This is a genomic window from Halomonas flagellata, assembly GCF_022487945.1.
GTDB classification, from domain to species: Bacteria; Pseudomonadota; Gammaproteobacteria; order Pseudomonadales; family Halomonadaceae; genus Halomonas; species Halomonas flagellata.
The window spans coordinates 1-25,648 of the sequence record NZ_JAKVPY010000014.1 but is presented as its reverse complement, the minus strand read 5'-3'; the positions used below and the strand labels follow the sequence as shown (position 1 = coordinate 25,648).

Below are 25,648 nucleotides of genomic sequence, written 5' to 3'. Positions count from 1 at the left end.
CATGCTGCATTGCGTCAGACAGTGGGGATACCTGACATGCTGCTGGGCCAGTCGCGGCAGAGGTAAGCCGGGACTTGCGTTCGAGCCCTGACTGTACCAGAATTGTGCTTGCGAAGGGAAACGCTGTTTCCTAATTATGGAGGTGCTCCATGAAGACGCTTGCCATTTCCTCTGTTTCGGCCCTGCTGGTCGCGGGGGCCTTCGCGTCCACCGCCCAGGCCCAGCAGCCAATGAGCATACAGCCCTACATCGGCGGCGACGCCATGTTCTGGGAACTCGATCGCGACCGGGCGCCTGATCGCGACAGCGTCGGCCTGCGCCTGCGCGGCGGCGCCCAGTTCAACGACTACTTCGCCGTCGAAGGCCACCTGGGTACCGGTGGCTCCGACGGTGGCGCCGATCTCGACTACCTGGTCGGCGGCTATGCCAAGGGTATCCTGCCCATCTCCCCGCAGTTCCGCCTCTACGGCCTGCTGGGTTACACCGAGGTGGACTTCGACATCGATCGCGAGGACGACTTCTCCTACGGGGCCGGCGGCGAGTTCGATGTCGCCCCCAACCTGGCGATCGGCGCCGACTTCATGCGCTACCTCGACAAGTCGAACCACGACTTCGACGCGGCGAGCATCGGCCTGACCTACCGGTTCTGACCCGCGCGGGCCCGGGCCGGCGTATGAAGAATGCCCCGCCGCTACCAAGTAGCGGCGGGGCATTCCGTTTCAAGGCCCGCGTCGAGCCTTATACCTCCCGGTAGAGCTCGCCACCTTCGCGGCGAAACTTCTCCGCCTGCTCCTCCATGCCCTTCATCACCGCTTCCTGGTCGCCGTCGAGGCCATGCTCGCTGGCGTAGTCGCGCACCTCCTGGCTGATCTTCATCGAGCAGAACTTGGGCCCGCACATGGAGCAGAAGTGGGCCACCTTGGCCGAGTCCTTGGGCAGGGTCTCGTCGTGGTACTCGCGCGCGGTGTCCGGGTCGAGGCCCAGATTGAACTGGTCCTCCCAGCGGAATTCGAAGCGCGCCTTGGACAGGGCGTTGTCGCGACGCTGGGCGGCCGGATGCCCCTTGGCCAGGTCGGCGGCATGGGCGGCGATCTTGTAGGTGATGATGCCGGTCTTGACGTCATCCTTGTTGGGCAGGCCGAGGTGCTCCTTGGGGGTCACGTAGCAGAGCATGGCGCAGCCGTACCAGCCGATCATCGCCGCGCCGATGCCGGAGGTGATGTGGTCGTAGCCCGGGGCGATGTCGGTGACCAGCGGCCCGAGGGTGTAGAAGGGCGCCTCGTCGCAGTACTCGAGCTGCTTGTCCATGTTCTCTTTCACGAGGTGCATGGGCACGTGGCCGGGGCCCTCGATCATCACCTGCACGTCGTGCTTCCAGGCGATGTGGGTCAGCTCGCCCAGGGTCTTGAGCTCGGCCATCTGGGCCTCGTCGTTGGCGTCGGCGACCGAGCCGGGACGCAGGCCGTCACCCAGCGAGAAGGCCACGTCATACTGCTTGCAGATCTCGCAGATCTCCTCGAAGTGGGTGTAGAGGAAGCTCTCCTGGTGGTGGAACAGGCACCACTTGGCCATGATCGAGCCGCCCCGCGAGACGATGCCGGTCACGCGCTTGGCGGTCAGCGGCACGTAGCGCAGCAGCACGCCGGCGTGGATGGTGAAGTAGTCCACGCCCTGTTCGGCCTGTTCGATCAGGGTGTCGCGGAACACCTCCCAGGTCAGGTCCTCGGCCACGCCGCCCACCTTCTCCAGCGCCTGGTAGATCGGCACGGTACCGATCGGCACCGGGGCGTTGCGGATGATCCACTCGCGGGTCTCGTGGATGTTCTGGCCGGTGGAGAGGTCCATGATGGTGTCGGCGCCCCAGCGGATGCCCCAGGTCATCTTGTCCACCTCCTCCTCGATGGAGGAGGTCACCGCCGAGTTGCCCAGGTTGCCGTTGATCTTCACCAGGAAGTTGCGGCCGATGATCATCGGCTCGGACTCGGGATGGTTGATGTTGTTGGGGATGATCGCCCGGCCTTCGGCCACTTCCCGGCGCACGAACTCGGGGGTGATCTCCTCGGGCAGGCGGGCGCCGAAGCCCTGGCCCGGGTGCTGGTGGCCGAGGATGCGCTCGACTTCCTCGGTGCCCAGGGCCTGGCGGCGCTGGTTCTCGCGCAGGGCGATGAATTCCATCTCCGGGGTGATGATGCCCTGGCGGGCGTAATGCAGCTGGGTGACGTTGCGGCCGGCCTTGGCGCGCCTCGGCGTGCGTGTCAGGTCGAAGCGCAACTGGGCGAGCATGGGGTCGTTGGCACGGCGCTGCCCGTACTCGCTGGTCGGCCCATCGAGGAACTCGGTGTCGTCGCGCTCCTCGATCCAGGCACGACGCAGCTCGGGCAGGCCACGGCGCAGGTCGATCTCGGCCGCGGGGTCGGTGTAGGGGCCCGAGGTGTCGTAGACCAGCAGCGGCGGGTTCTCCTCGTCGGCACCGGAGGTCTTGGTCGGCGACAGCGCGATCTCGCGGAAGGGCACGCGAATATCGGGACGCGTACCCTCCACATAGACCTTGCGCGAACCGGGCAGCGGCTGGACGGCGGCGGCGTCGACCTTGGCGGTCTCGGCGAGGAAGTGCTGGGTCTTGCTCATCGGTTGTTCTCCCTTGGGGATGGTCACGTCTGGGGTTGTTGTCAGGGAGGACAGCTGGGGAGGACAGGGGCGGCCAGGCATGGAGCGCCATGGCGGCGTGTCGCTTGATCCCTACGCTGGTACCCTCTCCTGTCCTTGAAAACAGGGAATTAGCCAGTTCAGGTTCAACGGGATCCATGCTGTCGCCTTGTGGCGGGAGGCATGATCTCAGCCGTCGTCAACGGCACCCCGTCAAGCGTGGTGGTCGGGCGATCACGTGATCACCAGTCTGACGTCACCCGCTGGCCTGACCAGGGCCAGCGGGAGGGTGGCGTTGGGGCCAGGGGCCTCTGGAGGTCAGAAAGCCCGATCCAGCCCCATCTGCCAGAAATCGATCTCCAGGCGGGTGGCGTCGCGGAACACCTCCGACAGCTCCTGGAAGCGTGCCGGGGTGACGTCGGCCAGGCGTGCATTCAACCAGTCGAGCTCGGCGCGCATGGCGCCCTGGAACTCCTCGCCCTCGTACATGGCGATCCAGGCGTCATAGGGGTTGGCCTCGCCGCGTACCGTGAAAGACTGGGCACCCAGCCAGCCCGCGATCTCGCCGTAGCCGATCAGGCAGGGGGCCAGCGCCACGTGCAGGTCGAGCAGGTCGCCGCGGTTGCCGGTGTCCAGCACATAACGGGTATAGGCCAGCGTTGCCCGAGCCTCCGGCAGCCGGGCCAGGTCGTCCTCGTCGATGCCCCAGTCGCGGCAGTAGCTCACATGCAAATCGAGTTCCACGTCGAGAATCGCCTTGAGCCCCTCATGGGCCTGGCGCAGGTCGGCGAGGGTGCGGCTCTTGTAGGCGGCCAGGGCATAGGCCCGGGCGAAGTGGATCAGGAACAGGTAGTCCTGCTGCAGGTAGTGGCGAAAGGCGTCATGCGCGAGTGAGCCGGCGCCGAGCTCGCGCACGAAGTCGTGCTCGATGTAGGCGCGCCAGTCGTGCTGGCAGGCGGCGGTCAGGTCGTCGAAGCGGTAGCCCATCTTGCCTCCGGTCGAAGCGTCGATCCGGAGCACTGGCGAGGAGAAGGAGGGGGAGGGCCGAAGAAGGTGCTGCGTGGCCGATCCCACCGCCTGATTCCCTACGCCGGTACCAACCGGATCAGGTTCCACGGGACCAGCGCTGTGATGACCTTGCGGTCAGTCTGCGCCATCTCAGCCGGATTCACCGGCACCCCGTCAAGCGTTGGAGGCCAGTCTAGCAGGCTGGCCGTGACTTGCCAGCCTTTAGGTCGTGATATCCAAAGGTTTCTTGGAAATGATTACCATCATATCGTTCAGATGTTGAGTGATTGCCGTTATGCCCTGAAAGGGGCGGCTGAGGTGCTACTGCGCCTCCTGCCAGCGGCGATATTCACGCCAGCGCAGCCAGTCCTGGAACTCCTCGTACTCGCCGGACTCCCGGGCCCGTTCCTTCCACTCCTGGTATTCGCGGAACTCGCCTTCATCCGGCAGTGGCCCGCCGGATGAAGACTCTTCGCTCCGCTGTCGGCGCTTCTCGCCGAACAGTACCCACCCTCCCTCTTCGCCGGAGAGCATGCCTGGCCCCTCTGGCGTCTCCCGGTCGGAACGGAACTCCGTGGGCTGACCGGCGCAGCCAGTCAGCAGGCCCACGGTGAGAATCATTGGGAGAAGCGGTTGCGCGTACTTCAAGGTCGCCTCCTCAGAACTTCAGTCGGGTGCCGACGGTGGCGATGTTGATGTCATCAGGGTCGCTTACGCTGGCCAGTGACACGTCCAGCTGATGCTGCTTCACGCCGGCATAGAATTCTGCCCAGTTGACCGGCATATAGGTATAGCCGATACCGTACACCGTGCTCTCGGAGTCGAAGGCGCCGCCGCCCAGCAGATCGTTGGTCTGGCCCACGTCGACGGTGACGGCGTGATGGCCCACCTTGTAGCCGACCTTGCCCCAGACAGTGTCTGCATCCAGGTCGGCATCATCCTCCCGCTGAGTGTAGAGGAGGGTGAAGTTCAGGCCGTTGGCAAGCAGCAGCGAAGCCGAACCGCCGAAGGTCTCCACCGTTCCCGTGTCGCCACCCCTGGAACGCGCGGAATAGCCAAGCCCTGCGGCGATCTGCGCACCGTTGGCATAGGTGGCCCCGTAGCGCACTGCCGCGTCGGTGGTGTCGTCGTCATCACTCTTGGTCCCGGTGGCGATGGCGAAGTCGAAGGGGCCGACGCTCGGCGTGTCGTAGCGCACCCGGTCGAAGCGGCTCTCGAAGTCAAACTGGCTGTAGGTATCCCGGATTCTGGCTTGCCCTACCGCGCCATTCGCGGTAAACGGCTGGCCGCCCTCCTGGAAGGCGATGCTACCGCCGATGTCCGTCACGCCGGCATAGTTGATCAGCGAGGTGCCGGAGAGGTCGATCTCGGCGATGCCATTGGCCGCGCCATCACCCTGCCCCAGGCTGACCTTGCCGAAGCCCCCCTCGACGAAGGCGTCCAGGTGGCGTTTGTTGATCTGGAATTCACTATTGTCACTGCTTGTCGTGTCGATGGTGACCTCGCTGGAATTGGTGGAGACGATCTCCCATTCGCCAAAGACGCCGGCGCTCACCCCCTGCATTATCTCGCCGGAGCCCCGGAAGCGCATGCGGCTGTTGCTGGTCTCGTTGTCGACGAACGCGGTCTGTGAGTCCTCGCCGTCTTCGTAAGCCATGATCGCCCGGTTCACGTGGCCGGAGATCTCGGCTTCGATGGCCGATGCGGTTCCCGAAACCCCGAGCAGCGCGACGGCGGACAACGCACCAAGGTGCTGCAGGGTGACGAATTGCTTTGTCATGAGTAAACTCTCCATGGTTGTTGATACAAGAGCGTCGGTTGTTGGGGGCTGAGCGCCGGCCTGCTGCTTCACTCTCCACTGGAATGGTGCGGGGTTATGGATGTCTGCGCCTATGTTCTGTGTCTAGTGCCGAATAGAGTTCTCCGAGTCCTTTGTGCTTATTATGCGCCTGAAGCTAGGTGCGCCTGATGCCAGGCTCACTTCTCCTGAGCGTCGAAAAGAAACACTCTGCCAAGCTTGGCCAAATAGAAGATATCGAAGTCATATACACGTCATAATGCGACTTTTCGTCCGTCAGCCCCCCCCTTGCTTGTCCTTGTGAATGCCGCGATTATCCATGACAGAATGGGTATGAAATACTCTTGATGTACCTTGGTAGACGGCTTGGAGAAAGTCAAGTAGTTCGACACTGCAATGTTGGCACTTGGATCGTCTGCTGAAAGCGGGCTGCCAAGATCTCGCATCGGAAAAAGATAGAATGATCTTGTATATTTGTGAATCACGATGCCTACGACTGACCCGATGTCCGACCGGAGCCTTGCATGTACCGACTCAATGTCCGCGACCACTTCATGATCGCCCACGGCTTGCATAGCGAGATCTTCGGACCCGTCCGGCGTATCCACGGCGCCAGCTATGTGATCGACGTCGGCTTCCAGCTCGACGCCATGAGCGTGACCCTGTACGAGTCCCATCTTTCCTGGACCGGTTGCGAGGACAAGTCCTGATGGAGAAGACCACGATGCCCGACCTCACCCTGATCGTCGCCGGCGACCCCGGCCAGCTCACCGGGGGCTATGTCTATGACGCGCGCATGGTCGCGGAGCTGTGCCGCCGCGGATGGCGGGTCGCGGTGACGGGGCTCGACGGCCGTTTCCCGGACCCCGACGCCACGGCCCGGCGGAGCCTGGACACGACCCTGGCAGCGTTGCCCGAGGGGGCCCGGGTGGTGATCGATGGCCTGGCCATGGGCGGGCTGCCCGAGGTGGTCGAACGGCATGCCGATCGCCTGGCGATCACCGCCCTGGTTCACCATCCCCTGGCCGACGAGACCGGGCTCGACGAGGAGAGTCAACGACGCCTGTTCGCGAGCGAGGCCCGCGCCCTGGCCGCGATCCACCGGGTGATCGTCACCAGCCCCTATACCGCCCGGGGCCTGTCGCGTTTGCGCGTGCCCGAGGCGCGCATCCGGGTGGTCGAGCCGGGGGTCGAGCGGGCGGCCCTGGCCGCCAGCGCGCTGGATCTCGAGGACACCGAACGCCCCCATCGCCTGCTCTGCGTGGCCAGCCTGACGCCGCGCAAGGGCCATGAGCTGCTGGTCGAGGCGCTGGCCGGGTTCGCCGACCGCGACTGGGAGTGCGAAGCGATTGGCAGCCACGACCGGGACCCGGCGCATGCCGCCCGCCTGGTCGCCGCGACCCGCCGCCACGGCCTGGCCGAGCGCCTGCTCTGGCCGGGCGAACGGGACGCCGCCGGCCTGGCCGAGGCCTACCATCACGCGGATCTGTTCGTGCTGCCCTCGCATTACGAGGGCTACGGCATGGTGGTCACCGAGGCCCTGGCCCGGGGGCTGCCGGTGATCACCACCACCGGCGGGGCGCTCGCCGACACCCTGCCGCCGGCGGCGGGCATCACCGTGCCGCCCGGCGACGCACTGGCGCTGCGCGGGGCCCTGGCGCGCTGGTTCGACGACGCCGAGCTGCGCCGTCGGCTACGCCGCGGCGCCCGTCGGGCCCGAGAGGGGCTGGCGGACTGGCAGCAGGCCGGCGAACGGTTCGCGGTCGCTTTGGATCTCCCGGCGTCCGCTTCGCTGGCGCCCGGAGACCGAGGGGCATGAACCGGCCCTGAGGTCGCTCAGCCGCGGGTGCGACCGGTGTCCATCGCCTGGGTCTCGCGCAGGATGCGGGCGATGCGCTTGCCGTAATGGGCCACCAGTCGACCGCCCAGCTCGGCGGTGCCCAGCCGGGCATTGCCCACCACTCCCTCGGGGTGCAGGTCCTCGGCCAGCCAGGCGAAGGCGGCCTCGCCCTCCGGGGCCAGCAGCAGTCCCTGCTCCTCCATCGCTTCCCCGCAGGAATGGGGATGGTCCAGCTGGTCGAGGCGCACCTTGTGCGGGGCCAGGTGACGCATCATGGCGGTCTCCACGGCGCCGCCGTGCAGCCCGTGGCGCAGCTCCTCGGCCGGCAGGCCGCCGGCGGGAAGGGTGCCGGGAGGGGGCATGCGGGTGTAGTTGACCTTGACCACCATCATGCCGTGGTGGCGGCGCAGCCGGAGTCCGGCGAGGTTCATCACCGCCTGGTTGCCGCCATGGCTGTTGATCAGCACCATCCGGTGCAGGCCGGCGCGGGCCACGGCGTCGCCATGAGCCTCGAGGGTGGCGATGGCCAGCTCCGGCGAGAGGCTCAGGGTGCCAGGAAAGCTCAGGTGCTCGTCACTGGCGCCCACCGCCATGGGTGGCAGGATCACCAGCGGGAACCGCGCGGGAAGGTGGGTAAGCGCCTCTTCGAGCAGCCCCTGGCCGATGTCCAGGTCGGTGGAGAGCGGCAGATGGGCGCCGTGCTGCTCGATGGCGCCGAGCACCATCACCGCCACGGCACTGCTCTGCAGGTACTCCATCTCGCGACTGGTGAGGTCCAGCCAGCGGGCCCATCGTGTCTGATCGGGAGAGGGGGCGTCGCTCATGAGGTCTCCTTGATGCCGTGTCGGTCATCGGTCAGTCGCGCATAGAGGTCGCCGGAGGCCAGCCCGGGCATGCCGAGCAGGAAAAGGTGTCGCAGGGGGCGTGACGGCATGGGCATGAAGTGGTCTCCGGCCTTTCGAACACAGTGTCGTCGCGGAGTGACGTTCCTGCACGCCGGGCGCCGCCCGTCAAGAGGAGGTTCGCTCGTGTTCACGCCCGTGATCCTGGCCGGAGGTGGTAGCGGATCGTGGGTCATGATGGAGTGTCTCTCGTCCTGCTCACCATGGAATGATGGCAGCATGACTTTGTGTACATAAAATAGACACTAATGTACGCTTGGGTTTTCTCCTGCACTTCCCCTGCATTCTCGCCCCACAGAGACCGTCTCGATGCAACCCGCCGATAATCACAACACCAAATGGAAAGGTTCCCGCGATGCCTGGCTCGATGCGGCCTTCGAGTTGCTGCTTGAGTCGGGCGTGGATAGCGTACGGATCCTGCCGCTGGCCAAGCGGCTCAACCTCTCGCGGACCAGTTTCTATTGGTTCTTCAAGGATCGCGAGGCGCTGCTGGATGCTCTGATCGAGCGCTGGCGGGAAAAGAACACCCAGGGCCTGGTGCGGCAGACCGAGGCCTATGCCGAGACCATTGTCGAAGCGATCCTCAATGTCTTCGACTGCTGGCTGGATCCTGGGCTTTTCGACTCCCAGCTGGAATTTGCGATGCGCAGCTGGGCGTTGCAGTCAGAGGGGGTGGCAAGGGAGATCGATACTGCGGACGAGGCGCGTATCGAGGCGCTGACGCGCATGTTCGAGCGTTACGGCTATGAACCGCTGGCAGCCAACGTCCGCGGCCGCACCATCTATCTCACCCAGATCGGCTATATCTCGATGAAGACCCAGGAAGCGCTCGAGGTACGCATGCGGCGCATTCCCGCCTATGTCGAGATCTTCACTGGGCAGCCGCCGCGTCCCCGAGAGCTGCAACGCTTTCAAGCCCGGCATGGTTATGCGCCGGAGAAGGGCGGTTAGCGGCGCCCTATGCTGCTCTCAAGAAGGTCCTGACAGCTTGCTTTCCAGCTCCGGCAGGGCCTCGAACAGGTCGGCGACGAGTCCATAATCCGCGACCTGGAAGATCGGCGCCTCCTCGTCCTTGTTGATCGCCACGATCACCTTGGAGTCTTTCATCCCCGCCAGGTGCTGAATGGCCCCCGAGATGCCCACGGCGATATACAGCTCCGGGGCGACGATCTTGCCGGTCTGGCCGACCTGCATGTCGTTGGGCACGAAGCCGGCGTCCACCGCGGCTCTTGATGCGCCGATCGCCGCGCCGAGCTTGTCGGCGATGCCGTCGAGCAGCTTGAAGTTCTCGCCGCTGCCCATGCCGCGGCCGCCGGAGATCACCACCCGCGCCGCGGAGAGCTCGGGGCGGTCGCTGGCCGCCAGTGCTTCCTTGACGAAGGTGGACTGGGCGTTCTCCACCACGGTATCGACGGCTTCGATGGGAGCACTATTCCCCTCGGCAACCGCATCGAAGGCGGTGGCGCGCACGGTGATCACCTTGAGCGGGTCGGCGCTCTGCACGGTGGCGATGGCGTTGCCGGCGTAGATCGGGCGCTTGAAGGTGTCGTCGGACTCGACGCCGATGATCTCGGAGATCTGGCTGACGTCCTTGAGCGCGGCGAGACGCGGCAGCACGTTCTTGCCGGTGGTGGAGGCGGCAGCCAGCACGTGGGTGTAGTCACCGGCCAGGTCGACCAGCAGGGCGCTCAGCGGCTCGGCCAACTGGTGAGCATAGACGGCGTGGTCGGCGACGCGCACCTTGCGCACGCCGTCGAACCGGGCAGCGGCCTCGGCCTCGGCGCTGGCGGCCTCGCCCGCCACCAGCACATGGATCTCACCACCGCCGGCCTGTGGGATCTGCTGGGCGGCGGCCACGACCTGTGCCGTCGCCGCGCTCAATTGTCCGTCGTGATAGTCGGCCAGGACCAGAATGCTCATGCAATCACCTTCGCTTCGTTCTTGAGTTTCTCGACCAGCTCGTCGACGGAGCCCACCTTGATGCCGCCCTGGCGCTCGGCCGGCGACTCGACCTTAAGCAGCGTCACTCTACTCTGGATCTCCACCCCGAGCTCGGCCGGGGTCGTGACGGCCAGCGGCTTCTTCTTGGCCTTCATGATGTCGGGCAGCTTGGCGTAGCGCGGCTCGTTGAGGCGCAGGTCGGTGGTGACGATGGCCGGCAGGGTCAGTTCGACGGTCTGCAGGCCGCCGTCGATCTCGCGGGTCACCTGGGCCTTGTCGTTCTCGATGACCACTTCGGAGGCGAAGGTGCCCTGGGGCAGGCCGGTCAGGGCGGCGAGCATCTGGCCGACCTGGTTGTTGTCGCTGTCGATGGCCTGCTTGCCGAGGATCGTGAGCCCCGGCTGTTCGCTTTCCACCACCTTGGCCAGGGCCTTGGCGGCGGCCAGGGATTCCACGCGTTCCTCGGTCTCGACGTGAATCGCCCGGTCGGCGCCCAGCGCCAGGGCGGTGCGCAGCTGCTCCTGGGCGGCCTTGGGGCCGACGGTGACGGCGACCACCTCGCTGGCCACGCCTTTTTCCTTCAGCCGCACCGCCTCTTCCACGGCGATCTCGCAGAAGGGGTTCATGGCCATCTTGACGTTGGTCAGGTCGACGTCGGAGTGATCCGGCTTGACCCGGATCTTGACGTTGTAGTCGATGACGCGCTTGACCGCGACGAGGATTTTCATTCCATGCTCTCCCGAATTCTTGATTGACTTATTTTACCGCGATCCACCGGCCGCCCGGTGGGCCGCATCGAGGCCACGATGAATCGCCTGGCCGATGCCCTCATCCAGCATCGTTCGCAGCCCCTTGGCGGTGGTGCCGTCATAGGCAATCAGCCGCTCCACCATGTCGCCGGGGTCGGTTCCCAGCCTTTCCAGCAGCAGGCTGCCGCCCACCAGGGTCTGCATGACGGCCTCGAGGGCGATATCGTCGGCGATCCCCATCTGCCTGGCGTGCTCCAGCATCGATTGGGCCAGGAGGGCGGGGTAGGCCGGCCCGGCCCCGCTCAGGGCCGTCAGGTAGTCGAGGTCGCGCTCCGTGGGAAGCTCCCGTGCCGTGCCACAACTCGCCAGCAGCGCCTGGACGAGCTGCTTGTCGGCATCGGTGACCTGCGGTGAGGCATGCCACGGAAAGTAAGCCCGACGGATCTCCGCCGCGGCATTCGGCATGGCACGCACCACCCGTCGGCTTCCCACCTGGCTGGAGATCTCCTGCGAGGAGGCCATCGCCAGCAGGGAAATGACCAGTTTGTCGTGTGCCTCGATATCGACGCTGGCGAGATCCTCCGGGCGAATGGACAGCACGATGACATCCGCCAGGTCAGCCAGCTCACGGTTGTCCTTGACGCAACGCACCTCGGGCCAGTCGCGGTAAGCGGTGCCGCGCCCGGAACGCGATGAGACCACCAGTTGCCCGGCGGGCACGACGTTCCGCTCCAGCAAGGCAATGCCCAACGAACGCCCCATCCACCCATGACCTCCAATGATGCCGATCACTGCGCCTTGCGACATGCGTCCAATCTCCTCTTGCCATAGGCCGACACCCCGCCGGTAGCTGGTCTCACCGCTTCATGACGGCCTGGCACATCCGGTTTATTTCTTTATGTACATCGATGTACACTTAGTTGACAAGTGTGTACATGTGCCGCTAGCTTTGTCAAGACCACAACAAGATGGAGACCCGACCATGGCTAACGATCCGCTGCTGCAGCCCTTTCAGCTCAAGCATCTGTCCTTGAAAAACAGGCTCATGACGACGGCCCACGAGCCTGCCTACCCTGAGGACGGCATGCCCAAGGCGCTCTACCGTGCCTACCACGTCGAGCGGGCCAAGGCCGGCCTTGGCCTGACCATGACCGCCGGTTCGGCGGCAGTGGCCAAGGACAGCCCGCCGGTGTTCAACAACATCCTGGCCTACAGGGATGAGGTGGTGCCCTGGATGCGCGAGCTGACCGATGCCTGTCACGAGCACGGCACCGCGGTGATGATCCAGCTGACCCACCTGGGCCGGCGTACCCGCTGGGACAAGGGCGACTGGTTGCCGGCGGTGTCGCCCTCGCACCGTCGCGAAGCCTCCCACCGCGCCTTTCCCAAGCAGGTCGAGGACTGGGATATCGAGCGCCTGATCCGTGACTACGCCGACGCCGCCGAACGCATGCACGCGGCCGGCCTCGACGGCATCGAGCTGATGGCCTATGGCCACCTGATGGACCAGTTCTGGTCACCGCTGACCAACACCCTCGAGGCCCCCTACGGGGGCGATCTCGACAACCGGCTGCGTTTCACCTTCGACGTGCTGCGTGCCATTCGCCAGCGAGTCGGCGAGGCGTTTATCGTCGGCGTGCGCTATACCGGCGACGAGATGCTGCCGGGCGGGCTGACGGCCAGCGACGGTATGGCGATCTCACGGCGCCTGAAGGACAGCGGCCTGGTCGACTTCCTCAACGTGGTCCGCGGCCACATCGACACCGACCCGGGGCTCACCGACGTGATCCCCATCCAGGGGATGCCCAGCGCCCCGCACCTGGACTTCGCCGGAGAGATCCGTCGCGAGGTGGACTTCCCCACCTTCCATGGCGCCAAGATCCAGGATGTCGCCACCGCCCGCTATGCCATCGCCTCGGGCAAGGTCGACATGATCGGCATGACCCGCGCCCACATGGCCGACCCGCACATCGTGCGCAAGATTATCGAAGGCCGCGAGGAAGAGATCCGTCCCTGCGTCGGTGCCAACTACTGTCTCGATCGCATCTACCAGGGTGGTGCCGCCTACTGCATCCACAACGCCGCCACCGGGCGGGAAACCACCATGCCCCACACCATCCCCGAGGCAGCGCAGCAGCGTCGCGTAGTGATCATCGGCGCCGGGCCCGCGGGGCTGGAGGCCGCCCGCGTCGCCGGCGAGCGAGGCCATGAGGTGTTGGTACTGGAAGCCGCCAGCGATGCCGGCGGACAAGTGCGCCTCACGGCGCAGAGTGAGCGGCGTCGCGAGATGATGGGCATCATCGATTGGCGCCTGGCGCGCTGCGAGGCTCTCGGCGTCGAGATCCGCTACAACGCCTGGGCCGAGGTCGAGGACGTGCTCGCCGAGAAACCGGACGTGGTGATCGTGGCGACCGGCGGCTACCCCTTGGAAGACCAGCCTGCGGTCGGGCACGACCTGGTGGTCAACGCCTGGGATATCCTCTCCGGACACGTGACCCCGGGCAATCGGGTGCTGCTGTTCGACGATGCCGGCGATCATGCCGCCATGCAGGCCGCGGAGATCATTGCCGCCACCGGGGCACAGCTCGAGATCATGACGCCGGACCGTACCTTCTCGTCGGAAATCATGGCCATGAATCTCGTACCCTACATGCGTTCCCTGCAGCGACCCAACGTCACCTTCACGCCCACCTATCGGCTGAAGTCCGTGCAGCGGGACGGCAGCGATCTGCTGGCCAAGATCACCAGCGACTATGTACCTCAAGGTCAGCTGGACCTGGATCATGAGCGGCGCATCGACCAGGTGGTGGTCAACTACGGCATCACGCCGATGGCCGACATCTATTTCGAGCTGAAGCCGCATTCCAGCAATGGCGGCGAGGTGAACTACGAGGACCTGATCATTGGCAAGCCCCAGGCCGTCATTCGCAATTCGGGTGATGGATTCCAGCTGTTCCGGATCGGTGATGCCGTCGCGTCGCGGAACACCCATGCGGCGATCTACGATGCCTTGCGGCTGGTCAAGGATTTGTGATGGATTCAAAGGGGGAAGAAATGTCATTCAAGAGAACCATACATGCCATCGATACGCATGCAGGCGAACCGATGCGCGTTGTCACTGGCGGTGTTCCCAACATACCCGGCAAGACGGTGCATGAGAAAATGGTGTGGCTGAGGGAAAATGACGACCAGCTGCGTAAGTTAATGCTGCGTGAGCCTCGCGGTTACCCGCCTCTCTGCTGTAATGTCATTGTTCCGCCATGTCATCCCGATGCCGATGCCGGCTATGTCATCATGGAGCAGGTCGAGTATCCGGTCATGTCTGGCGGCAATACCATTTCCGTGGCAACGGTGCTGCTTGAAATGGGAATGCTGCCGATGCAAGAGCCCGTTACGGAACTTGTTCTTGAGGCGCCGGCCGGACTCATTAACATCAGGGCCGAATGCAAGGATGGCAAGGTAAAGAGCGTCACCTTCAAAAATATACCTGCGTTTGCAGCCTACCTTGATAGAGAAATAGACGTTCCCCACCTTGGCAAGGTAAAAGTAGACGTTGGATGGGGTGGAATGTTCTATGTCATTGCGGATGTCCGACAGTTTCCCTGGATAGAACTCACACCCGAGCATGGCGCAGAGATAACGCGGATCTCGGCCATGATCAGGCAGGCTGCTATCGAGCAGTTGCCCGTTGAGCACCCTGATTATCCAGGGGTCGGGATCACGATATCACAGCTTTCCGGGCCGGCAAGTAGCCCAGATGCAGATTGGAAGAATGTCGTGACAGTGGCGTCTGGTGACTTTGATTGGGACAAGCCTAGCACGTGGACAGGTGCCATCGACCGGTGTCCATGCGGGACGGGAACATGCGCAAAAATGGCGGTCCTGCATGCCAAGGGGGAGTTGCCGTTGAATAAGGATTTTCGCCACCAGGGGATCCTGGGCAATGTGTTTACGGGAAGACTGGTTGAGGAAACGACAATTGGCGAACGGCAAGCGGTAATTCCTACCATTTCGGGAACGAGCTGGATCTATGGGATCAATACCTACGTGTTGGACAATGATGATCCATTCACGGAAGGATTCTGTGTGCAGGACATCTGGGCCTGAAGACAAGCGCGGCCCTGGCTAGTACGCACCCCATCCGCCGCTCACAAGGAGCGGCGGATTTTCTCAATCACTACCGTGTCGATGGTAATGCGTTCCTCTTCCGAACGATCGCTTCGTACCGGGCGGCGGTTGGGCATATAGGCACCACCACGTTCGGCGATTCGGTCAAGATGCTGGGTCAGGCGGGTGGAAAAACGGTCGTCAATAACGGTGGGTTGAATCGCAATGATCGTCATCCCGGCGTCGATCACCTGATCTCCGCCCTGGAAATCCGGCATGTCGAGCGACCATGATGCACCGGACAATCCGGCCGCGAGGCACTCGACCATCAGCGCCACATTCGCGCCTTTCGTACCGCCGAATGCCAAGAGTGCGCCGCGCAGGCCGGCCGCTGCATCGGTGGTCGCGTTACCCTGCTCGTCGATGGCCCAACCTTCGGGAATCTTACGCCCTTCTTCCGCCGCCTTTACCAGGTTGACGAAGGCCGTCGCACTGGATGCCTGGTCAATGACCAGCGGCGCGTTGACATCGGCCAGGGGTGCGGCAAACGCCATCGGATTGGTGCCGAAAACGATCTTGCCACTGGGCGAGCCCGCCACCACGGCCGGACTGTTGGACACGGCAAAGGCGATCACGCCTTCCAGGGCGAGACGGCGAACATAGTAGCCCAGTTCACCGGTGGTATAGCTGTTGCCTTGGGTGAAGATCGCAACGCCCAGTTTCTGTGTGTTTTCGACAAGCGTCGGCATTGCCAAGTCGAAGCCGAGTTGCGCAATGCCTCCATCCGCATCCGAGTGGATGATGGCGGGCAAGGGCGAAGTGATTTTCGGCTCTGCTTCTCTGTTGATGCGTCCCTCACGGAAACTGGAAAGATAATCCAGAAGATGCGGGAACCCGACACCGGGGTGTCCGAAAAGCGCCGCCGAAACCGTCGCCCTTGCCAGGGAGCGTGCGGTAGCATGGTTGGCGCCCGCGGCGAGACAGGCCTGTTCAGCCAATGTCTCTGCATCGTGGGCGAAAAGTGTCTGCTGACTCAAGGAAAGATACCTCTCATGTTCTGATATTGATTAATTCACGTATCCGAGCAGCCTTGGCAGGAAGAGTGACAGCGCCGGCCAGTAGGTCGTGATCAGCATCACGGGCAGCGCGGCAAGCAGCATGAAGCTGAAGGCGGGCCGAATGACCTGCGACATCCCGACCTGGCCGATCCGGCAGCTCATGAACAGGATGGGCGCCATGGGTGGGCTATTGCAGCCGATGACGACGCTGGTGCCCACGATGGCGGCAAAATGCACCGGATGGATGCCGATGCTCTCCATGACCGGCAGCAGCAGCGGGCTGAGGATGGCCACGACACTCACGTCATCCATGATCATCCCCATCAAGATCAAGAAGATATTGACCATGAGGAGAATCAGTAGCTTGTTCTGGAACAACTCGAGCAACAGCTCGGTCAGCTGCTGTGGCACTCGCTCGAAGGTGAAGATACGACTGGCCACGAAGGAAAAGAGCAGAATGATCATGATGACGCCAGTGGTCGTGGCGGCTTGGATGAAACACCGTGCCAGGGCCTTCAGGTCGAGGTCGCGATAAACGAACAGTCCGACGGGAATGGCATAGACGACGGCAATGGCGGCCGCCTCGGTGGGGGTGAAGATGCCCCCGTAGATGCCGCCCAGGATGATGACAGGGAGCATCAAGGCGGGGAAGGCCTTCCAGCCGGTACTGCCGATATTCCGGAACCGGTCACTCAGTGCGATCACTTCTGGGCTGTAGTCGGGATTCTTGCGCATCTTGATGGCGTTGACCACGCACAGGAAGATCATCAGCAAAATACCCGGTCCGATGGTAGCCAGGAATACGGCCGCAACGGATTGCCGGGTTACCACGGCGTACAGGATCATGGTGATACTGGGGGGAATCAACAGGCCGAGCAGCGAAGAGATCCCGACCAGAGCGGTGGAATACGGGCGGCTGTAGCCGTGTTTTTCCATCGGGCCGATCATGATGGTGCCAATCGCGGCCACCGCGGCCGAGGCCGTCCCCGAAATGGCTCCGAAGACGCCACAGCCCATCACCATCGAGGTCCCCATCCCACTGCGCGACGAGCCGACGATGGCCTCGACAAAGCGTATGAGCCTGGCCGCAATCCCCCCTGACTGCATCAAATACCCGGTCATGATAAATAAGGGGAGGGCGAGCAGGATAATGGAATTGATGGACCAGAATCCCGTCGTCATCAGCGACGATATGTCGACATCATAAGCGAACGAGAGTACGAGGGTCATGGCGGCGAAAGAGAACACGACCGGCACGCCTATGACCATCAATATTATGACTGCGCCTATCGCTAATAAGGCACCCATGTGTTTCTCCTATTATTGTCAGGAAGTCTCTTGAGGAGAGACGTTTATTGGGTTGCGGCTTTTCTGGATAGCTTTCTGACATCATGAATGAGGTCCCGGAGCGCGTAGAGCAACAGCAGAATGCTCGCAACGAGAAGGCTTCCCTGTGAAATGTATTGCGGAATACTGAACACCGGTGTGACTTGTCCCTTTTCGACTCCCCAGGAAAAAAGGCTGTAGCTCCAGGTGACGAAAAAAACTGCCATCACTACCGAAAGGGTTGTGGCAATCAGCCTCATTATGTCGTGCAGGACCTCGTTGTCGGTAAAGGCCTGAAAGAAATCGGCACTGAGATGGGACCTCTCCCGCGAGGCCAGGGCCGCTCCGAGCATGTACAGCCACATGGCGGCCATCAACACCAGTTCCTCAAGGCCAAATACCTGAACGCCAAGCAGTGCCCTGAAGATTATGCCACCCACCATGGCAAAAGAAATGAAAAGGCCTAGCACTGTAACGGCAGCCTTCAGAATAGATGCGACCACATTATCGATGCGGGCGAAATAATCCATAATGACTTCCCTAATGTTACCCTAAAAGGAATCGAACACGGAGTGGCCCTATCAACAGGCGCCACTCCATGTCATCCGGCAAGCCGTTACTGTGGTTCCGATGCATGCTCGCGGACGGCGCTCATGACATCCTCCCCCAGGGACTCCTCCGCCTCGACCCATACTGTCTCGCGGACTCGTTCGATCCAGGCAGCCATCTCTTCATCGGACGGCACGATATATTCCATACCTTCTTCCTGGGCCGTCTGGATCCACTTTTCATCCTCGGCCTTGGCATTCTCGAACTGCTCATTGGACACGACTTCCACGGCATCCGCGATGATCCCGCGATCCTCTTCGTCGAGAGCGTTCCAGGAATCCTGGTTCATCAGAAAAGTATAGAAGGAGAAGTTGTGCTTGGAGTGGACGAAATAGTCAAGCAGGTCGTTGAAATAGGTATAGTCCCAGTAGATCACATTACTCGAATCGCCATCGACGACCCCAGTCTGGATGGACGTGTAGACCTCGGACCAGTCGATGGGAACGGCCTGGAACCCCATGGCCTGTATCGTTTGGGGCAGCGGGAAGATGGGTTGTGACCGGAGCTTGATCCCCCGTGCATCTTCATGGTTAGTAGCATATGTATCCGCTGTAGCTATGCCGCCAAAGCCTTCCGGAAAGGGCCCCAGGTATTCCAGGCCAATATCCGACAGGATGGGCCCGATGACCTCCGAGACCCAACCATCTTTGCCATAGGCATCTAGTGCTTCATCCCAACCCAAGGTCAGATAGGGCAGCTGTAGTACGCCAAGTCGCTCATCGTAGGAGGTTTGAGGCCAGCCCAGGAAGAGGTCGATGTTTCCTCTGACCAATTGGTCGAAAAGCTCCTGAGGCCCACCGATCTCATCCTGATAGAAGACATTGATGGTAATTCTGCCATCGGATTTTTCTTCGACTATATCAGAGATTCTCTTAACTGCCAGACCATGGGGCGATTCTCGGTCACCAGACTCCGTTGCGATCGTAAGCTTTAATTCCTCATCGCTTGCCCAGGCGGACGCTGAGAAACCAAGTGCGGTGATAACCGATACTGCGGCTATGCTTGAGCTAACATTTATTGAGTTTTTTAATGTCATAACACCTTCTCCGGGTGGGCTATTGTCGTTGGGTTCACCTCTTGCCTGGCCGTGGCCAGGCATGTATTAAAGCTATTACTGTGGCGGAAGTAATGGAAACGACTTTTCTTTAGTACAAAGCAAAACCTGAGGTTATCGTTGCCTCGATCGATGAATGTAGACATTTATCGATACATGCTGATATTCGCTGGTGGCAAGCAAGCCGCCATCCACGGGGCCGCGAATGGCGGGGAAAGAATGCAATCTGTGTTGTGAACGGCTCGCTGGATCAGGAAAGCTGAATCCAGGTCGTCTTCAATTCGCAGTACTGATCATGGGCATAGATGGACTTGTCGCGGCCACCGAAGCCGGACTGCTTGTAACCGCCGAAGGGGGTGGTGATATCGCCTTCCGAGAAGCAGTTGACGGAGACGGTGCCGGCCCGGATGGCGGCCGCCATGCGATGCACGGTATTGAGATCATCGCTCCACAGCGAGGCCGCCAGGCCGTAGCAGGTGTCGTTGGCGATGTCGATGGCTTCCTCCTCGGTGTCGAACGGGATCACCGCCAGTACCGGGCCGAAGATCTCCTCCCGCGCCACGGCGGCATCCTTGGGCACGTCGTCGAAGATGGTCGGGGCGACGAAATAGCCCCCCACCTCTTGCAGGATGCGCTTCCCACCGGTCACCAGCGCCAGCCCATCGGCCTTGGCCCGCTCGATATGCGCCAGCACCTTGTCCATGTGGTCCTGCTCGATCAGGGCGCCGAGCTGCACATTGGGGTCCAGGGGATCGCCAGTGACCCACTCCTCCTCGAGCTGGCGCTGCATCTCGTCGACCAACGCCTCCTTCACCGACCGATGCACGATCAGCCGCGAACCCGCCGAGCAGTTCTCGCCCATGTTCCAGAAGGCGGCGGCCAGGACATTGCTCGCCACGGTCTTGAGGTCGCCGACGTCGGGCATCACGACCTGCGGATTCTTGCCGCCGCACTCCAGCACCACCCGCTTGAGGTTGCTCGCCGCCGAGTACTCGAGGAAGCGTCGGCCCACCTCGGTGGAGCCGGTGAAGGCGGCCAGGTCGATGTCGGGATGCAGGCCGATGGCCTTGCCGGCCACATGACCGAGCCCCGGCACCACGTTCAACACGCCGGCCGGGATGCCGGCCTCATGGGCCAGCTCGGCGAGCCGTAGCGTGCTGAGCGACGTCAGCTCGGCGGGCTTGAGCACCACGCTGTTGCCGGTGATCAGCGCCGGTCCCAGCTTCCAGCCGGCCATCATGGCGGGGAAGTTCCACGGCAGCACGGCACCGACGACCCCGATCGGCTCACGGCTGATTGTCGCCACCACGTCCTTGGCGGTCGGCGACACGGCATCGTAGAGCTTGTCGGCGGCTTCGGCGTGCCAGCGGATGGTGTTGGCGGTATCGGGGATGTCGACGTTGAAGCACTCACCGATCGGCTTGCCCGCCTCCAGGGCCTCCAGCACGGCCAGCTCGAGGCAGTGTTCCTCGATCAGGTCGGCGAAGCGCTGCATGATGGCCTTGCGCTCGGCGGGCGCGAGCCCCGACCAGACCCCGGACTCGCAGGCCCGGCGGGCGGCCTGGACAGCGAGGTCCACATCGGTGCCGTCACAGGCGGCTACCCGGGTCAGGAGCTCCCCGGTGGCCGGGTTCAGGGTATCGAACGTTTCGCCTGAACTCGCGGGAACGAAGCGACCGTCGATGAAGGCCAGGTTGCGATACTCGAGTTGCTCGATCTGACGCGCAATGGCATCCGGAGTCAGATTATCGGACATTGTTGTTCTCCTCGTGTCGGATGGTTCAGAGTTCCTTGCCGGCCTGCCACTCTTTCCAGGCAAGCGTCGAGCGCACGCCCAGGCCGAGGAACGGTTCGGGTGGATTGGCGGCGGGTTTGGGTTGCTTCAGCATGATGTCGAGCAGTTCGCTCTCCACGCCGAGTGCATGCTCGGCGATCAACTTCCCGGAGATCGTGCCGCGGGTCAGGCCCAGCCCGTTCTGGCAGACGGCGCTGAACACACCGGGGGCCAGCTCACCGAAGGGCGTGCCCCCATTGCGGGATACGCACAGCGCGCCTCCCCAGGTGTATTCGAGCTCCACGTCCGGCAGCATGGGGAAACGCCGCTCGAAGGAGCGCCGATGGGCGGCCTGCACACGCGCCAGCCGGCTTGCACTGGTGCTGACATGCGGGTTGTAGGTGAAGGAGTTACGGATGGCGATGCGCCCGTCTCCCAGGCGCCGCACCGTCGTGCCCATCGGGTTCGCCGGGATCAGCCCCCAACTTTCTTCGCCGCCCAGTGCCGCAAGCTCCTTGGGGCTCAACTGACGGGTCAGACTGCCGTAGGTATAGACGGGCAGAATCCGGCCCTTGAGCCCCAACTGGCCGAACTGGGCGGCATAGGCGTTGTTGGCGAGCACCAGCCGCGGCGCCTCGAGACGCCCCTGGTCGGTCACCAGCGTATGGGGCTGGCCGACGTTGATCTCGCGGACCGGGCTGTCCTCGTAGAGGCGGACGTTCTTCGGCAGAGTGGCCCCGAGGCCACGTACCAGCGAGGCCGGCTGGACCTGTACACACCCGGGAGTGTGCAGGCCGCCGTGATAGAAGTCGGAGCCGGTGATGGCCTTCATCTGCCGGGCGTCGAGTTCGCGGTAGGGCTCGCCAAGGGCCGACAGCCCCTTGGCGAAGGCCTCCAGGGCGCGCAGCCCATGCGCCTCCACCGCCCCGTGCAGCTTGCCCTGCTCCCGCCAGTCACAGTCGATACCATGGCGCTGCACGATCTCGCGCATGTAGTCGATCGCCCCACGATTGAGGCGGATCTGTTCAAGATCGCGGCTCCGGTCGCCGGTGTAATCGTGTGAGTTCAGGTCGTGTGGCAGGTCGATCATGAACCCGGAGTTACGCCCGGCGGCCCCGAAGCCGACACGCCGTGCATCCACCAGGGCGATGGCGGCATTCGGCTGCAGTTCGGCCAGGCGCCGAGCGGCGGCCAGGCCGGCCAGTCCCGCCCCCAACACCACCCAGTCGGCCTTCACTTCACCTTGAAGCGGTGCCGACGCGGGCGGTGGGGGCAGTGTCTCGTACCAGCCACAGCGCCCGTCGTTCTGGGGCAAGAAATGGCATGTCAACTGCATGGGGCGAATCTCCAGCGCGGGATGTCAGCCGCGGTGTTGAAGCAGGGCGTCATAGGTACGCTGGAAGCGGGCTTTTTCCGTCTCGTTCAGCGGCAGCAGCGGACGATGCGCCGGTCCGACCGGCAGGCCGGCCAGTTCGCAGCCGTACTTGATGTACTGGCAGAACTTGCCACCCTGCTCCAGCAGGTTGAGCATCGGCAGCAGGCGGGCGGCCAGTTCGCGGCCGGCGACGAAGTCCTGCTCGACGACGCAGGCCTGGTACAGCGCCACATGCTCCGGCGCCAGGAAGTTGGAAGCCCCCGCCACCCAGCTGCGCGCCCCCCAGACGAAGAACTCCAGCACCTGGTCGTCCATGCCGCAGCTCAGCTGAAGCTGGTCGGCGTGATCGTTGGCCAGGGCATGCATCCGCTCGATCGAGCCGGTGCTCTCCTTGATCGCCTGGACATTCGGGTGATCACGCAACGCCTCGATCAACTCGAGCGTCATTGGCACACCAGTGCGGTCGGGGAAGTTGTAGAGCATGATCGGCATGTCGAGGGCATCATCGACACACCGGACATGGGTCAGCAGCTCGTCCTGGGCCGGCTGGCAGTAGTAGGGCGCCGCTACCAGGATGGCGTCGAAGCCGGCCGCCTTGGCATGCTGGCCAAGCTCCAGGCTGTCCTCGGTCGTGGTGGCATTGATGCCCGCCATGATCGGGATACGGCCCTTGGCATGGCCTGCCACAGAGTCGAAGACCTGCTTGCGCTCTTCCTTGCTGAGGGCATAGTATTCGCCGGTCGTGCCGCCGATGATCAAGCCATGTACCCCCTGGTCGATCAGCGTGTCGACCACCTTCCTCAGCGTGTCGAGCTGAATGGAGCCGTCCTGAGCGAAAGGGGTTATGACGGGTGTCCAGATACCATCGAAGTTCATGAAGTCACCTTGTGATTGTTTGCTGGAGGATGGGTCGGTAAAACGATGGTACGCGGGCAGCTTCGCCACGGAAAAGCAACATTTAATCCCGGCAAATCATGACCAGATGTTATGATCATACCTTCGTAGAAAAGCGGCGTGCGGTGCCGACAGGTCGATGTGGAATGCTTGCTCCCTACGATAAGTCAGGCTCAAGATGTCAGGGCTAGCGCTGCCTGCGGAACTTCGCCGGGGCGACGTGAAAGAACTGGCGGAAGCAATGACGGAAGTGGGTAAGGCTGGTAAAGCCACTGGCCACCGCAATATCGGCAACGGACTTGTTGGTCTGCTGCAGCAATTGCCGAGCGTAAGTCACGCGGAGCTCAAGGTAGTAGCGGGACGGGGAGGCATCGACATAACGACTGAAGAGCCGTTCGAGTTGACGACGGGAGATGTTGACCCAGCGGGCTATTTCGTCCACCGAAAGAGGTTCGTCGATATTGTTATGCATCAGCTCCAGTGCCAGTTTCAGGGCTTGCGGCAGGGTAGGATCACGATCGAGGCTCAGGACGGAAACATCCATGACCTCTTGAGCCTTGTCACAATTGAGTATTTCCTCGATTGCATCGACAAAGCTCGGGTCATGATCACGTCTCAGCCAGTCCAGCATCATGGAGAGCGAGCTATTGGCACCGGCGCAGCTGATCCGTTTCCTGTCCAGCACATAGGAGTGCCTGGACAGGCATACCCCGGGAAATGACTCGAGCAGCATGGCCCGGGAATCGGGATGTATTGCACAGTCATGGCCGTCCAGCACTCCCGCCTCGGCAAGAAAGAAGGAACCGTTCCACAGCCCTCCCAGGGTCGTGCCTGCGGCATCGAAGCAGCGTAGCGTTGAGCGGATCGATGGCGAGCTCTGCAAGCGCACACGGAAACCACCGCACATGATGAGCAGGTCCAGCCGTTGTGCCGGAAGCGCCGGTAGCTGGCAATCCGTCGAGATGGCGGTGCCCAGATCGCTGACGACCAGATCGCTCGTTGCACCGACCACCAGCACCTCGATCAGCGGCTCCCGAGTCATCAGGTTGGCGGTTACCAGGGCATCCACCGCTCCGGCGAAGGCCATCAAGGAGAAGTTATCCAGGAGCACGAACCCCACTCGTCGCAGCGGAGGACAGGACCTGGAATCCTCCTCTGCGTTGAGGTGTGCCATGTTCTTGCGTTTCAACAAGCTCTTGAAGGAGGTGTGCATCATGTCACTCCAGGGGGCCCGGCAACCTTGCATGCCAAGCATGCATCAAGGGTTGAGGGCGAATTGCGGCTGTTGTCCGGCGTCGCTTTTGGATAACCTGAAAGATGCGGGTGCGGCGTCTTTTCCATGACCGTAGTCTAGGTTCCGGCCGATTATCGCCGGCATCGACTTTTTTTTCAGGATGTTGATAACTTTTTGTTATGACAACACACACCGATCCCGATCAGAGGCTGCTCAAGATGCCATCGCTGCGCGCGGTGAGATCCTTCGTGGCGGCGGCCAAGTATCAGAACTTCACTCGAGCCGCCGAGGCACTGTGCGTCACCCAGGCGGCCATCAGCCGGCAGATCCGTGAACTCGAGAGCTACCTAGGCACGGACCTGTTCAAGCGTGTCGGGCGTTCGGTCGAGCTGACCACCGCCGGCTCCATCTTCTTCGATGCGGCTCAGCTCTCCTTCATCAACATCGCCCAGGCGGCGGATCGCATCCGCAAGGACCACGGCACCAGCGCCAGGCGCCCCCTGACGCTGTGCTGTTCCCCGGCCTTCTCGGCGCTGTGGATGGCGCAACGCCTGCCGAGCTTCTTCAGCGCCAACCCCGATATCGACCTCAATCTGGTCACGACCCAGAACTTCCTCTCCATGGAGCCGGGGGTCTATCCCGATATCTTCATCACCAAGATGTCGCGGGTGCGGGACGGCTACGTCAGCCTGCCGCTGTTCCATGACGTGATCTATCCGGTATGCACGCCGGCCTATCTCGAGGCACACCCCGAGATCCGGACCCTCGAGGGACTGCGAGACGGGGTCCTGCTGAACCTGAGCCCCTACGGTCGCTCCCAGGTCGCCGAGCATGTGGACTGGGGGGTCTGGCTGGCCATCCATGATATCGACATCGAGAGCCGTTCCCGGGACAGCCTTCATTACTTCAATGCCAACGACTACAACATGTTGGTGCAGATGGTACTCAATGACCAGGGCGTGGCCCTGGGCTGGGATCACCTTATCGGGCCGCTGGTCGACCAGGGCCGACTGGTCAGGCCGGTCGAGCAGGAGGTCGTACTGGAGGACACGCGCCATTACCTGGCCTACCGCGAGGACAAGGAGGAGGACGAGGCACTGAGCCGCTTCCGGGAATGGTTCATGGACCAAAACGGCGTGCCGACAGCCACCTGAGGCCTTTAGGTTCTGTCCGGCAGGTGATTGCGCCAGGCGCCGGACCCTCATGTGTAGAGCGACAATCAAGTTGAGAGTCACGCGACAATCAAGATGAGAAAGCCGAGACCTTGTGTCGCCGAGGTCGTGAGGGCGTAGCCCGAGCGACCTCGGCGAGTGAAGGACGGCGGGCTCCCCTC

Annotated in this window: 23 protein-coding genes and 2 riboswitches; of the genes, 7 read left to right on the top strand and 16 right to left on the bottom strand. The window is 62.8% G+C overall.

Annotated features, from left to right (window positions below):
• Positions 1-149: 149 nt before the first annotated feature.
• Positions 150-650 (top strand): porin family protein, encoded by a 501-nt coding sequence (locus MKP05_RS12565; protein ID WP_240568581.1) that lies wholly within the window; start codon positions 150-152, stop codon positions 648-650.
• Positions 651-738: 88 nt separating this feature from the next.
• On the opposite strand, the gene thiC is transcribed toward MKP05_RS12565, so the two are convergent.
• The 4 genes from thiC to MKP05_RS12545 all read right to left on the bottom strand — a co-directional run bounded on the left by thiC (position 739) and on the right by MKP05_RS12545 (position 5,434).
• Positions 739-2,628 (bottom strand): phosphomethylpyrimidine synthase ThiC, encoded by a 1,890-nt coding sequence (thiC, locus tag MKP05_RS12560; protein WP_240568580.1) that lies wholly within the window; start codon positions 2,626-2,628, stop codon positions 739-741.
• Positions 2,629-2,719: 91 nt separating this feature from the next.
• Positions 2,720-2,869: riboswitch (TPP riboswitch) on the bottom strand.
• A 95-nt stretch (positions 2,870-2,964) separates the two neighbouring features.
• A complete protein-coding gene (gene tenA, locus MKP05_RS12555; RefSeq protein WP_240568579.1) occupies positions 2,965-3,633 on the bottom strand; it encodes a thiaminase II in 669 nt (222 codons plus the stop codon).
• Between the two features lie 77 nt (positions 3,634-3,710).
• Positions 3,711-3,838, bottom strand: a riboswitch (TPP riboswitch).
• A 137-nt stretch (positions 3,839-3,975) separates the two neighbouring features.
• Positions 3,976-4,302, bottom strand: coding sequence for a hypothetical protein (locus tag MKP05_RS12550; RefSeq protein ID WP_146218746.1), 327 nt, complete (start codon positions 4,300-4,302; stop codon positions 3,976-3,978).
• Positions 4,303-4,312: 10 nt separating this feature from the next.
• The gene (locus MKP05_RS12545; protein WP_240568578.1) at positions 4,313-5,434 is read right to left on the bottom strand and encodes a porin; all 1,122 of its coding nucleotides are present in this window, start codon (positions 5,432-5,434) and stop codon (positions 4,313-4,315) included.
• A gap of 542 nt (positions 5,435-5,976) precedes the next feature.
• Here MKP05_RS12545 and MKP05_RS12540 point away from each other — a divergent pair.
• On the top strand, positions 5,977-6,162 hold the full coding sequence (locus MKP05_RS12540) for a 6-carboxytetrahydropterin synthase (RefSeq protein ID WP_240568577.1): 186 nt from the start codon (positions 5,977-5,979) through the stop codon (positions 6,160-6,162).
• A complete protein-coding gene (locus MKP05_RS12535) occupies positions 6,162-7,271 on the top strand; it encodes a glycosyltransferase family 4 protein (protein ID WP_240568576.1) in 1,110 nt (369 codons plus the stop codon). The genes MKP05_RS12540 and MKP05_RS12535 overlap by 1 nt, the downstream gene beginning before the upstream one ends.
• Positions 7,272-7,288: 17 nt before the next feature.
• Here the strand turns inward: MKP05_RS12535 and MKP05_RS12530 are convergent, their stop codons facing one another.
• Entirely contained in the window at positions 7,289-8,116 is an 828-nt protein-coding gene (locus MKP05_RS12530; RefSeq protein ID WP_240568575.1) for a creatininase family protein, read from the bottom strand.
• A 387-nt stretch (positions 8,117-8,503) separates the two neighbouring features.
• Between MKP05_RS12530 and MKP05_RS12525 the strand changes: the two genes are divergently transcribed.
• On the top strand, positions 8,504-9,145 hold the full coding sequence (locus MKP05_RS12525; RefSeq protein WP_240568574.1) for a TetR/AcrR family transcriptional regulator: 642 nt from the start codon (positions 8,504-8,506) through the stop codon (positions 9,143-9,145).
• Between the two features lie 18 nt (positions 9,146-9,163).
• Here MKP05_RS12525 and MKP05_RS12520 read toward each other — a convergent pair whose 3' ends face one another.
• Genes MKP05_RS12520 through MKP05_RS12510 form a run of 3 tightly spaced genes read right to left on the bottom strand, consistent with a single transcriptional unit; the run spans position 9,164 to position 11,691 of the window.
• Positions 9,164-10,114 (bottom strand): electron transfer flavoprotein subunit alpha/FixB family protein, encoded by a 951-nt coding sequence (locus tag MKP05_RS12520; RefSeq protein ID WP_240568573.1) that lies wholly within the window; start codon positions 10,112-10,114, stop codon positions 9,164-9,166.
• Positions 10,111-10,863, bottom strand: a complete 753-nt coding sequence (locus MKP05_RS12515) for an electron transfer flavoprotein subunit beta/FixA family protein (protein WP_240568572.1) — start codon at positions 10,861-10,863, stop codon at positions 10,111-10,113. Before MKP05_RS12515 ends, MKP05_RS12520 begins: the two co-directional genes overlap by 4 nt.
• Positions 10,864-10,896: 33 nt before the next feature.
• On the bottom strand, positions 10,897-11,691 hold the full coding sequence (locus MKP05_RS12510) for a pyrroline-5-carboxylate reductase family protein (protein ID WP_240568571.1): 795 nt from the start codon (positions 11,689-11,691) through the stop codon (positions 10,897-10,899).
• Between the two features lie 175 nt (positions 11,692-11,866).
• On the opposite strand from MKP05_RS12510, the gene MKP05_RS12505 reads away from it, so the two are divergent.
• A complete protein-coding gene (locus MKP05_RS12505; protein ID WP_240568570.1) occupies positions 11,867-13,918 on the top strand; it encodes an NADH:flavin oxidoreductase in 2,052 nt (683 codons plus the stop codon).
• Complete coding sequence (locus MKP05_RS12500) at positions 13,918-14,991, top strand: proline racemase family protein (RefSeq protein ID WP_240568569.1); 1,074 nt, start codon at positions 13,918-13,920, stop codon at positions 14,989-14,991. The genes MKP05_RS12505 and MKP05_RS12500 overlap by 1 nt, the downstream gene beginning before the upstream one ends.
• A gap of 41 nt (positions 14,992-15,032) precedes the next feature.
• On the opposite strand, the gene MKP05_RS12495 is transcribed toward MKP05_RS12500, so the two are convergent.
• The 8 genes from MKP05_RS12495 to MKP05_RS12460 form a co-directional block, all read right to left on the bottom strand.
• On the bottom strand, positions 15,033-16,028 hold the full coding sequence (locus MKP05_RS12495; RefSeq protein ID WP_240568568.1) for an Ldh family oxidoreductase: 996 nt from the start codon (positions 16,026-16,028) through the stop codon (positions 15,033-15,035).
• 30 nt (positions 16,029-16,058) lie between these two features.
• Positions 16,059-17,357 carry a TRAP transporter large permease gene (locus MKP05_RS12490; RefSeq protein WP_240568567.1) on the bottom strand — a complete coding sequence of 433 codons (1,299 nt, stop codon included), beginning with the start codon at positions 17,355-17,357 and terminating at the stop codon, positions 16,059-16,061.
• Between the two features lie 44 nt (positions 17,358-17,401).
• On the bottom strand, positions 17,402-17,905 hold the full coding sequence (locus MKP05_RS12485; protein ID WP_240568566.1) for a TRAP transporter small permease: 504 nt from the start codon (positions 17,903-17,905) through the stop codon (positions 17,402-17,404).
• A gap of 86 nt (positions 17,906-17,991) precedes the next feature.
• Positions 17,992-19,020 (bottom strand): TRAP transporter substrate-binding protein DctP, encoded by a 1,029-nt coding sequence (gene dctP, locus MKP05_RS12480; protein ID WP_240568565.1) that lies wholly within the window; start codon positions 19,018-19,020, stop codon positions 17,992-17,994.
• A gap of 268 nt (positions 19,021-19,288) precedes the next feature.
• Positions 19,289-20,794, bottom strand: coding sequence for an aldehyde dehydrogenase (locus tag MKP05_RS12475; protein ID WP_240568564.1), 1,506 nt, complete (start codon positions 20,792-20,794; stop codon positions 19,289-19,291).
• Between the two features lie 25 nt (positions 20,795-20,819).
• The gene (locus MKP05_RS12470) at positions 20,820-22,148 is read right to left on the bottom strand and encodes an NAD(P)/FAD-dependent oxidoreductase (protein WP_240568563.1); all 1,329 of its coding nucleotides are present in this window, start codon (positions 22,146-22,148) and stop codon (positions 20,820-20,822) included.
• Between the two features lie 24 nt (positions 22,149-22,172).
• Complete coding sequence (dapA, locus tag MKP05_RS12465) at positions 22,173-23,063, bottom strand: 4-hydroxy-tetrahydrodipicolinate synthase (RefSeq protein ID WP_240568562.1); 891 nt, start codon at positions 23,061-23,063, stop codon at positions 22,173-22,175.
• A 205-nt stretch (positions 23,064-23,268) separates the two neighbouring features.
• Positions 23,269-24,297, bottom strand: coding sequence for a GlxA family transcriptional regulator (locus MKP05_RS12460; protein ID WP_240568561.1), 1,029 nt, complete (start codon positions 24,295-24,297; stop codon positions 23,269-23,271).
• A 236-nt stretch (positions 24,298-24,533) separates the two neighbouring features.
• On the opposite strand from MKP05_RS12460, the gene MKP05_RS12455 reads away from it, so the two are divergent.
• Positions 24,534-25,469 carry a LysR substrate-binding domain-containing protein gene (locus MKP05_RS12455; protein ID WP_240568560.1) on the top strand — a complete coding sequence of 312 codons (936 nt, stop codon included), beginning with the start codon at positions 24,534-24,536 and terminating at the stop codon, positions 25,467-25,469.
• The last annotated feature ends 179 nt before the right edge of the window (positions 25,470-25,648 follow it).

Excerpts from the sequence above, each read along its gene's own strand:
- MKP05_RS12540 (WP_240568577.1), top strand. The coding sequence starts at position 5,977 with ATGTACCGACTCAATGTCCGCGACCACTTCATGATCGCCCACGGCTTG.
- MKP05_RS12485 (WP_240568566.1), bottom strand. The coding sequence starts at position 17,905 with ATGGATTATTTCGCCCGCATCGATAATGTGGTCGCATCTATTCTGAAG.
- MKP05_RS12545 (WP_240568578.1), bottom strand. The coding sequence starts at position 5,434 with ATGACAAAGCAATTCGTCACCCTGCAGCACCTTGGTGCGTTGTCCGCC.
- MKP05_RS12530 (WP_240568575.1), bottom strand. The coding sequence starts at position 8,116 with ATGAGCGACGCCCCCTCTCCCGATCAGACACGATGGGCCCGCTGGCTG.
- dapA (WP_240568562.1), bottom strand. The coding sequence starts at position 23,063 with ATGAACTTCGATGGTATCTGGACACCCGTCATAACCCCTTTCGCTCAG.
- MKP05_RS12535 (WP_240568576.1), top strand. The coding sequence starts at position 6,162 with ATGGAGAAGACCACGATGCCCGACCTCACCCTGATCGTCGCCGGCGAC.
- thiC (WP_240568580.1), bottom strand. The coding sequence starts at position 2,628 with ATGAGCAAGACCCAGCACTTCCTCGCCGAGACCGCCAAGGTCGACGCC.
- MKP05_RS12520 (WP_240568573.1), bottom strand. The coding sequence starts at position 10,114 with ATGAGCATTCTGGTCCTGGCCGACTATCACGACGGACAATTGAGCGCG.
- MKP05_RS12455 (WP_240568560.1), top strand. The coding sequence starts at position 24,534 with ATGCCATCGCTGCGCGCGGTGAGATCCTTCGTGGCGGCGGCCAAGTAT.
- MKP05_RS12475 (WP_240568564.1), bottom strand. The coding sequence starts at position 20,794 with ATGTCCGATAATCTGACTCCGGATGCCATTGCGCGTCAGATCGAGCAA.
- tenA (WP_240568579.1), bottom strand. The coding sequence starts at position 3,633 with ATGGGCTACCGCTTCGACGACCTGACCGCCGCCTGCCAGCACGACTGG.
- MKP05_RS12565 (WP_240568581.1), top strand. The coding sequence starts at position 150 with ATGAAGACGCTTGCCATTTCCTCTGTTTCGGCCCTGCTGGTCGCGGGG.
- MKP05_RS12510 (WP_240568571.1), bottom strand. The coding sequence starts at position 11,691 with ATGTCGCAAGGCGCAGTGATCGGCATCATTGGAGGTCATGGGTGGATG.
- MKP05_RS12470 (WP_240568563.1), bottom strand. The coding sequence starts at position 22,148 with ATGCAGTTGACATGCCATTTCTTGCCCCAGAACGACGGGCGCTGTGGC.
- MKP05_RS12500 (WP_240568569.1), top strand. The coding sequence starts at position 13,918 with ATGGATTCAAAGGGGGAAGAAATGTCATTCAAGAGAACCATACATGCC.
- dctP (WP_240568565.1), bottom strand. The coding sequence starts at position 19,020 with ATGACATTAAAAAACTCAATAAATGTTAGCTCAAGCATAGCCGCAGTA.
- MKP05_RS12460 (WP_240568561.1), bottom strand. The coding sequence starts at position 24,297 with ATGATGCACACCTCCTTCAAGAGCTTGTTGAAACGCAAGAACATGGCA.
- MKP05_RS12505 (WP_240568570.1), top strand. The coding sequence starts at position 11,867 with ATGGCTAACGATCCGCTGCTGCAGCCCTTTCAGCTCAAGCATCTGTCC.
- MKP05_RS12490 (WP_240568567.1), bottom strand. The coding sequence starts at position 17,357 with ATGGGTGCCTTATTAGCGATAGGCGCAGTCATAATATTGATGGTCATA.
- MKP05_RS12515 (WP_240568572.1), bottom strand. The coding sequence starts at position 10,863 with ATGAAAATCCTCGTCGCGGTCAAGCGCGTCATCGACTACAACGTCAAG.
- MKP05_RS12525 (WP_240568574.1), top strand. The coding sequence starts at position 8,504 with ATGCAACCCGCCGATAATCACAACACCAAATGGAAAGGTTCCCGCGAT.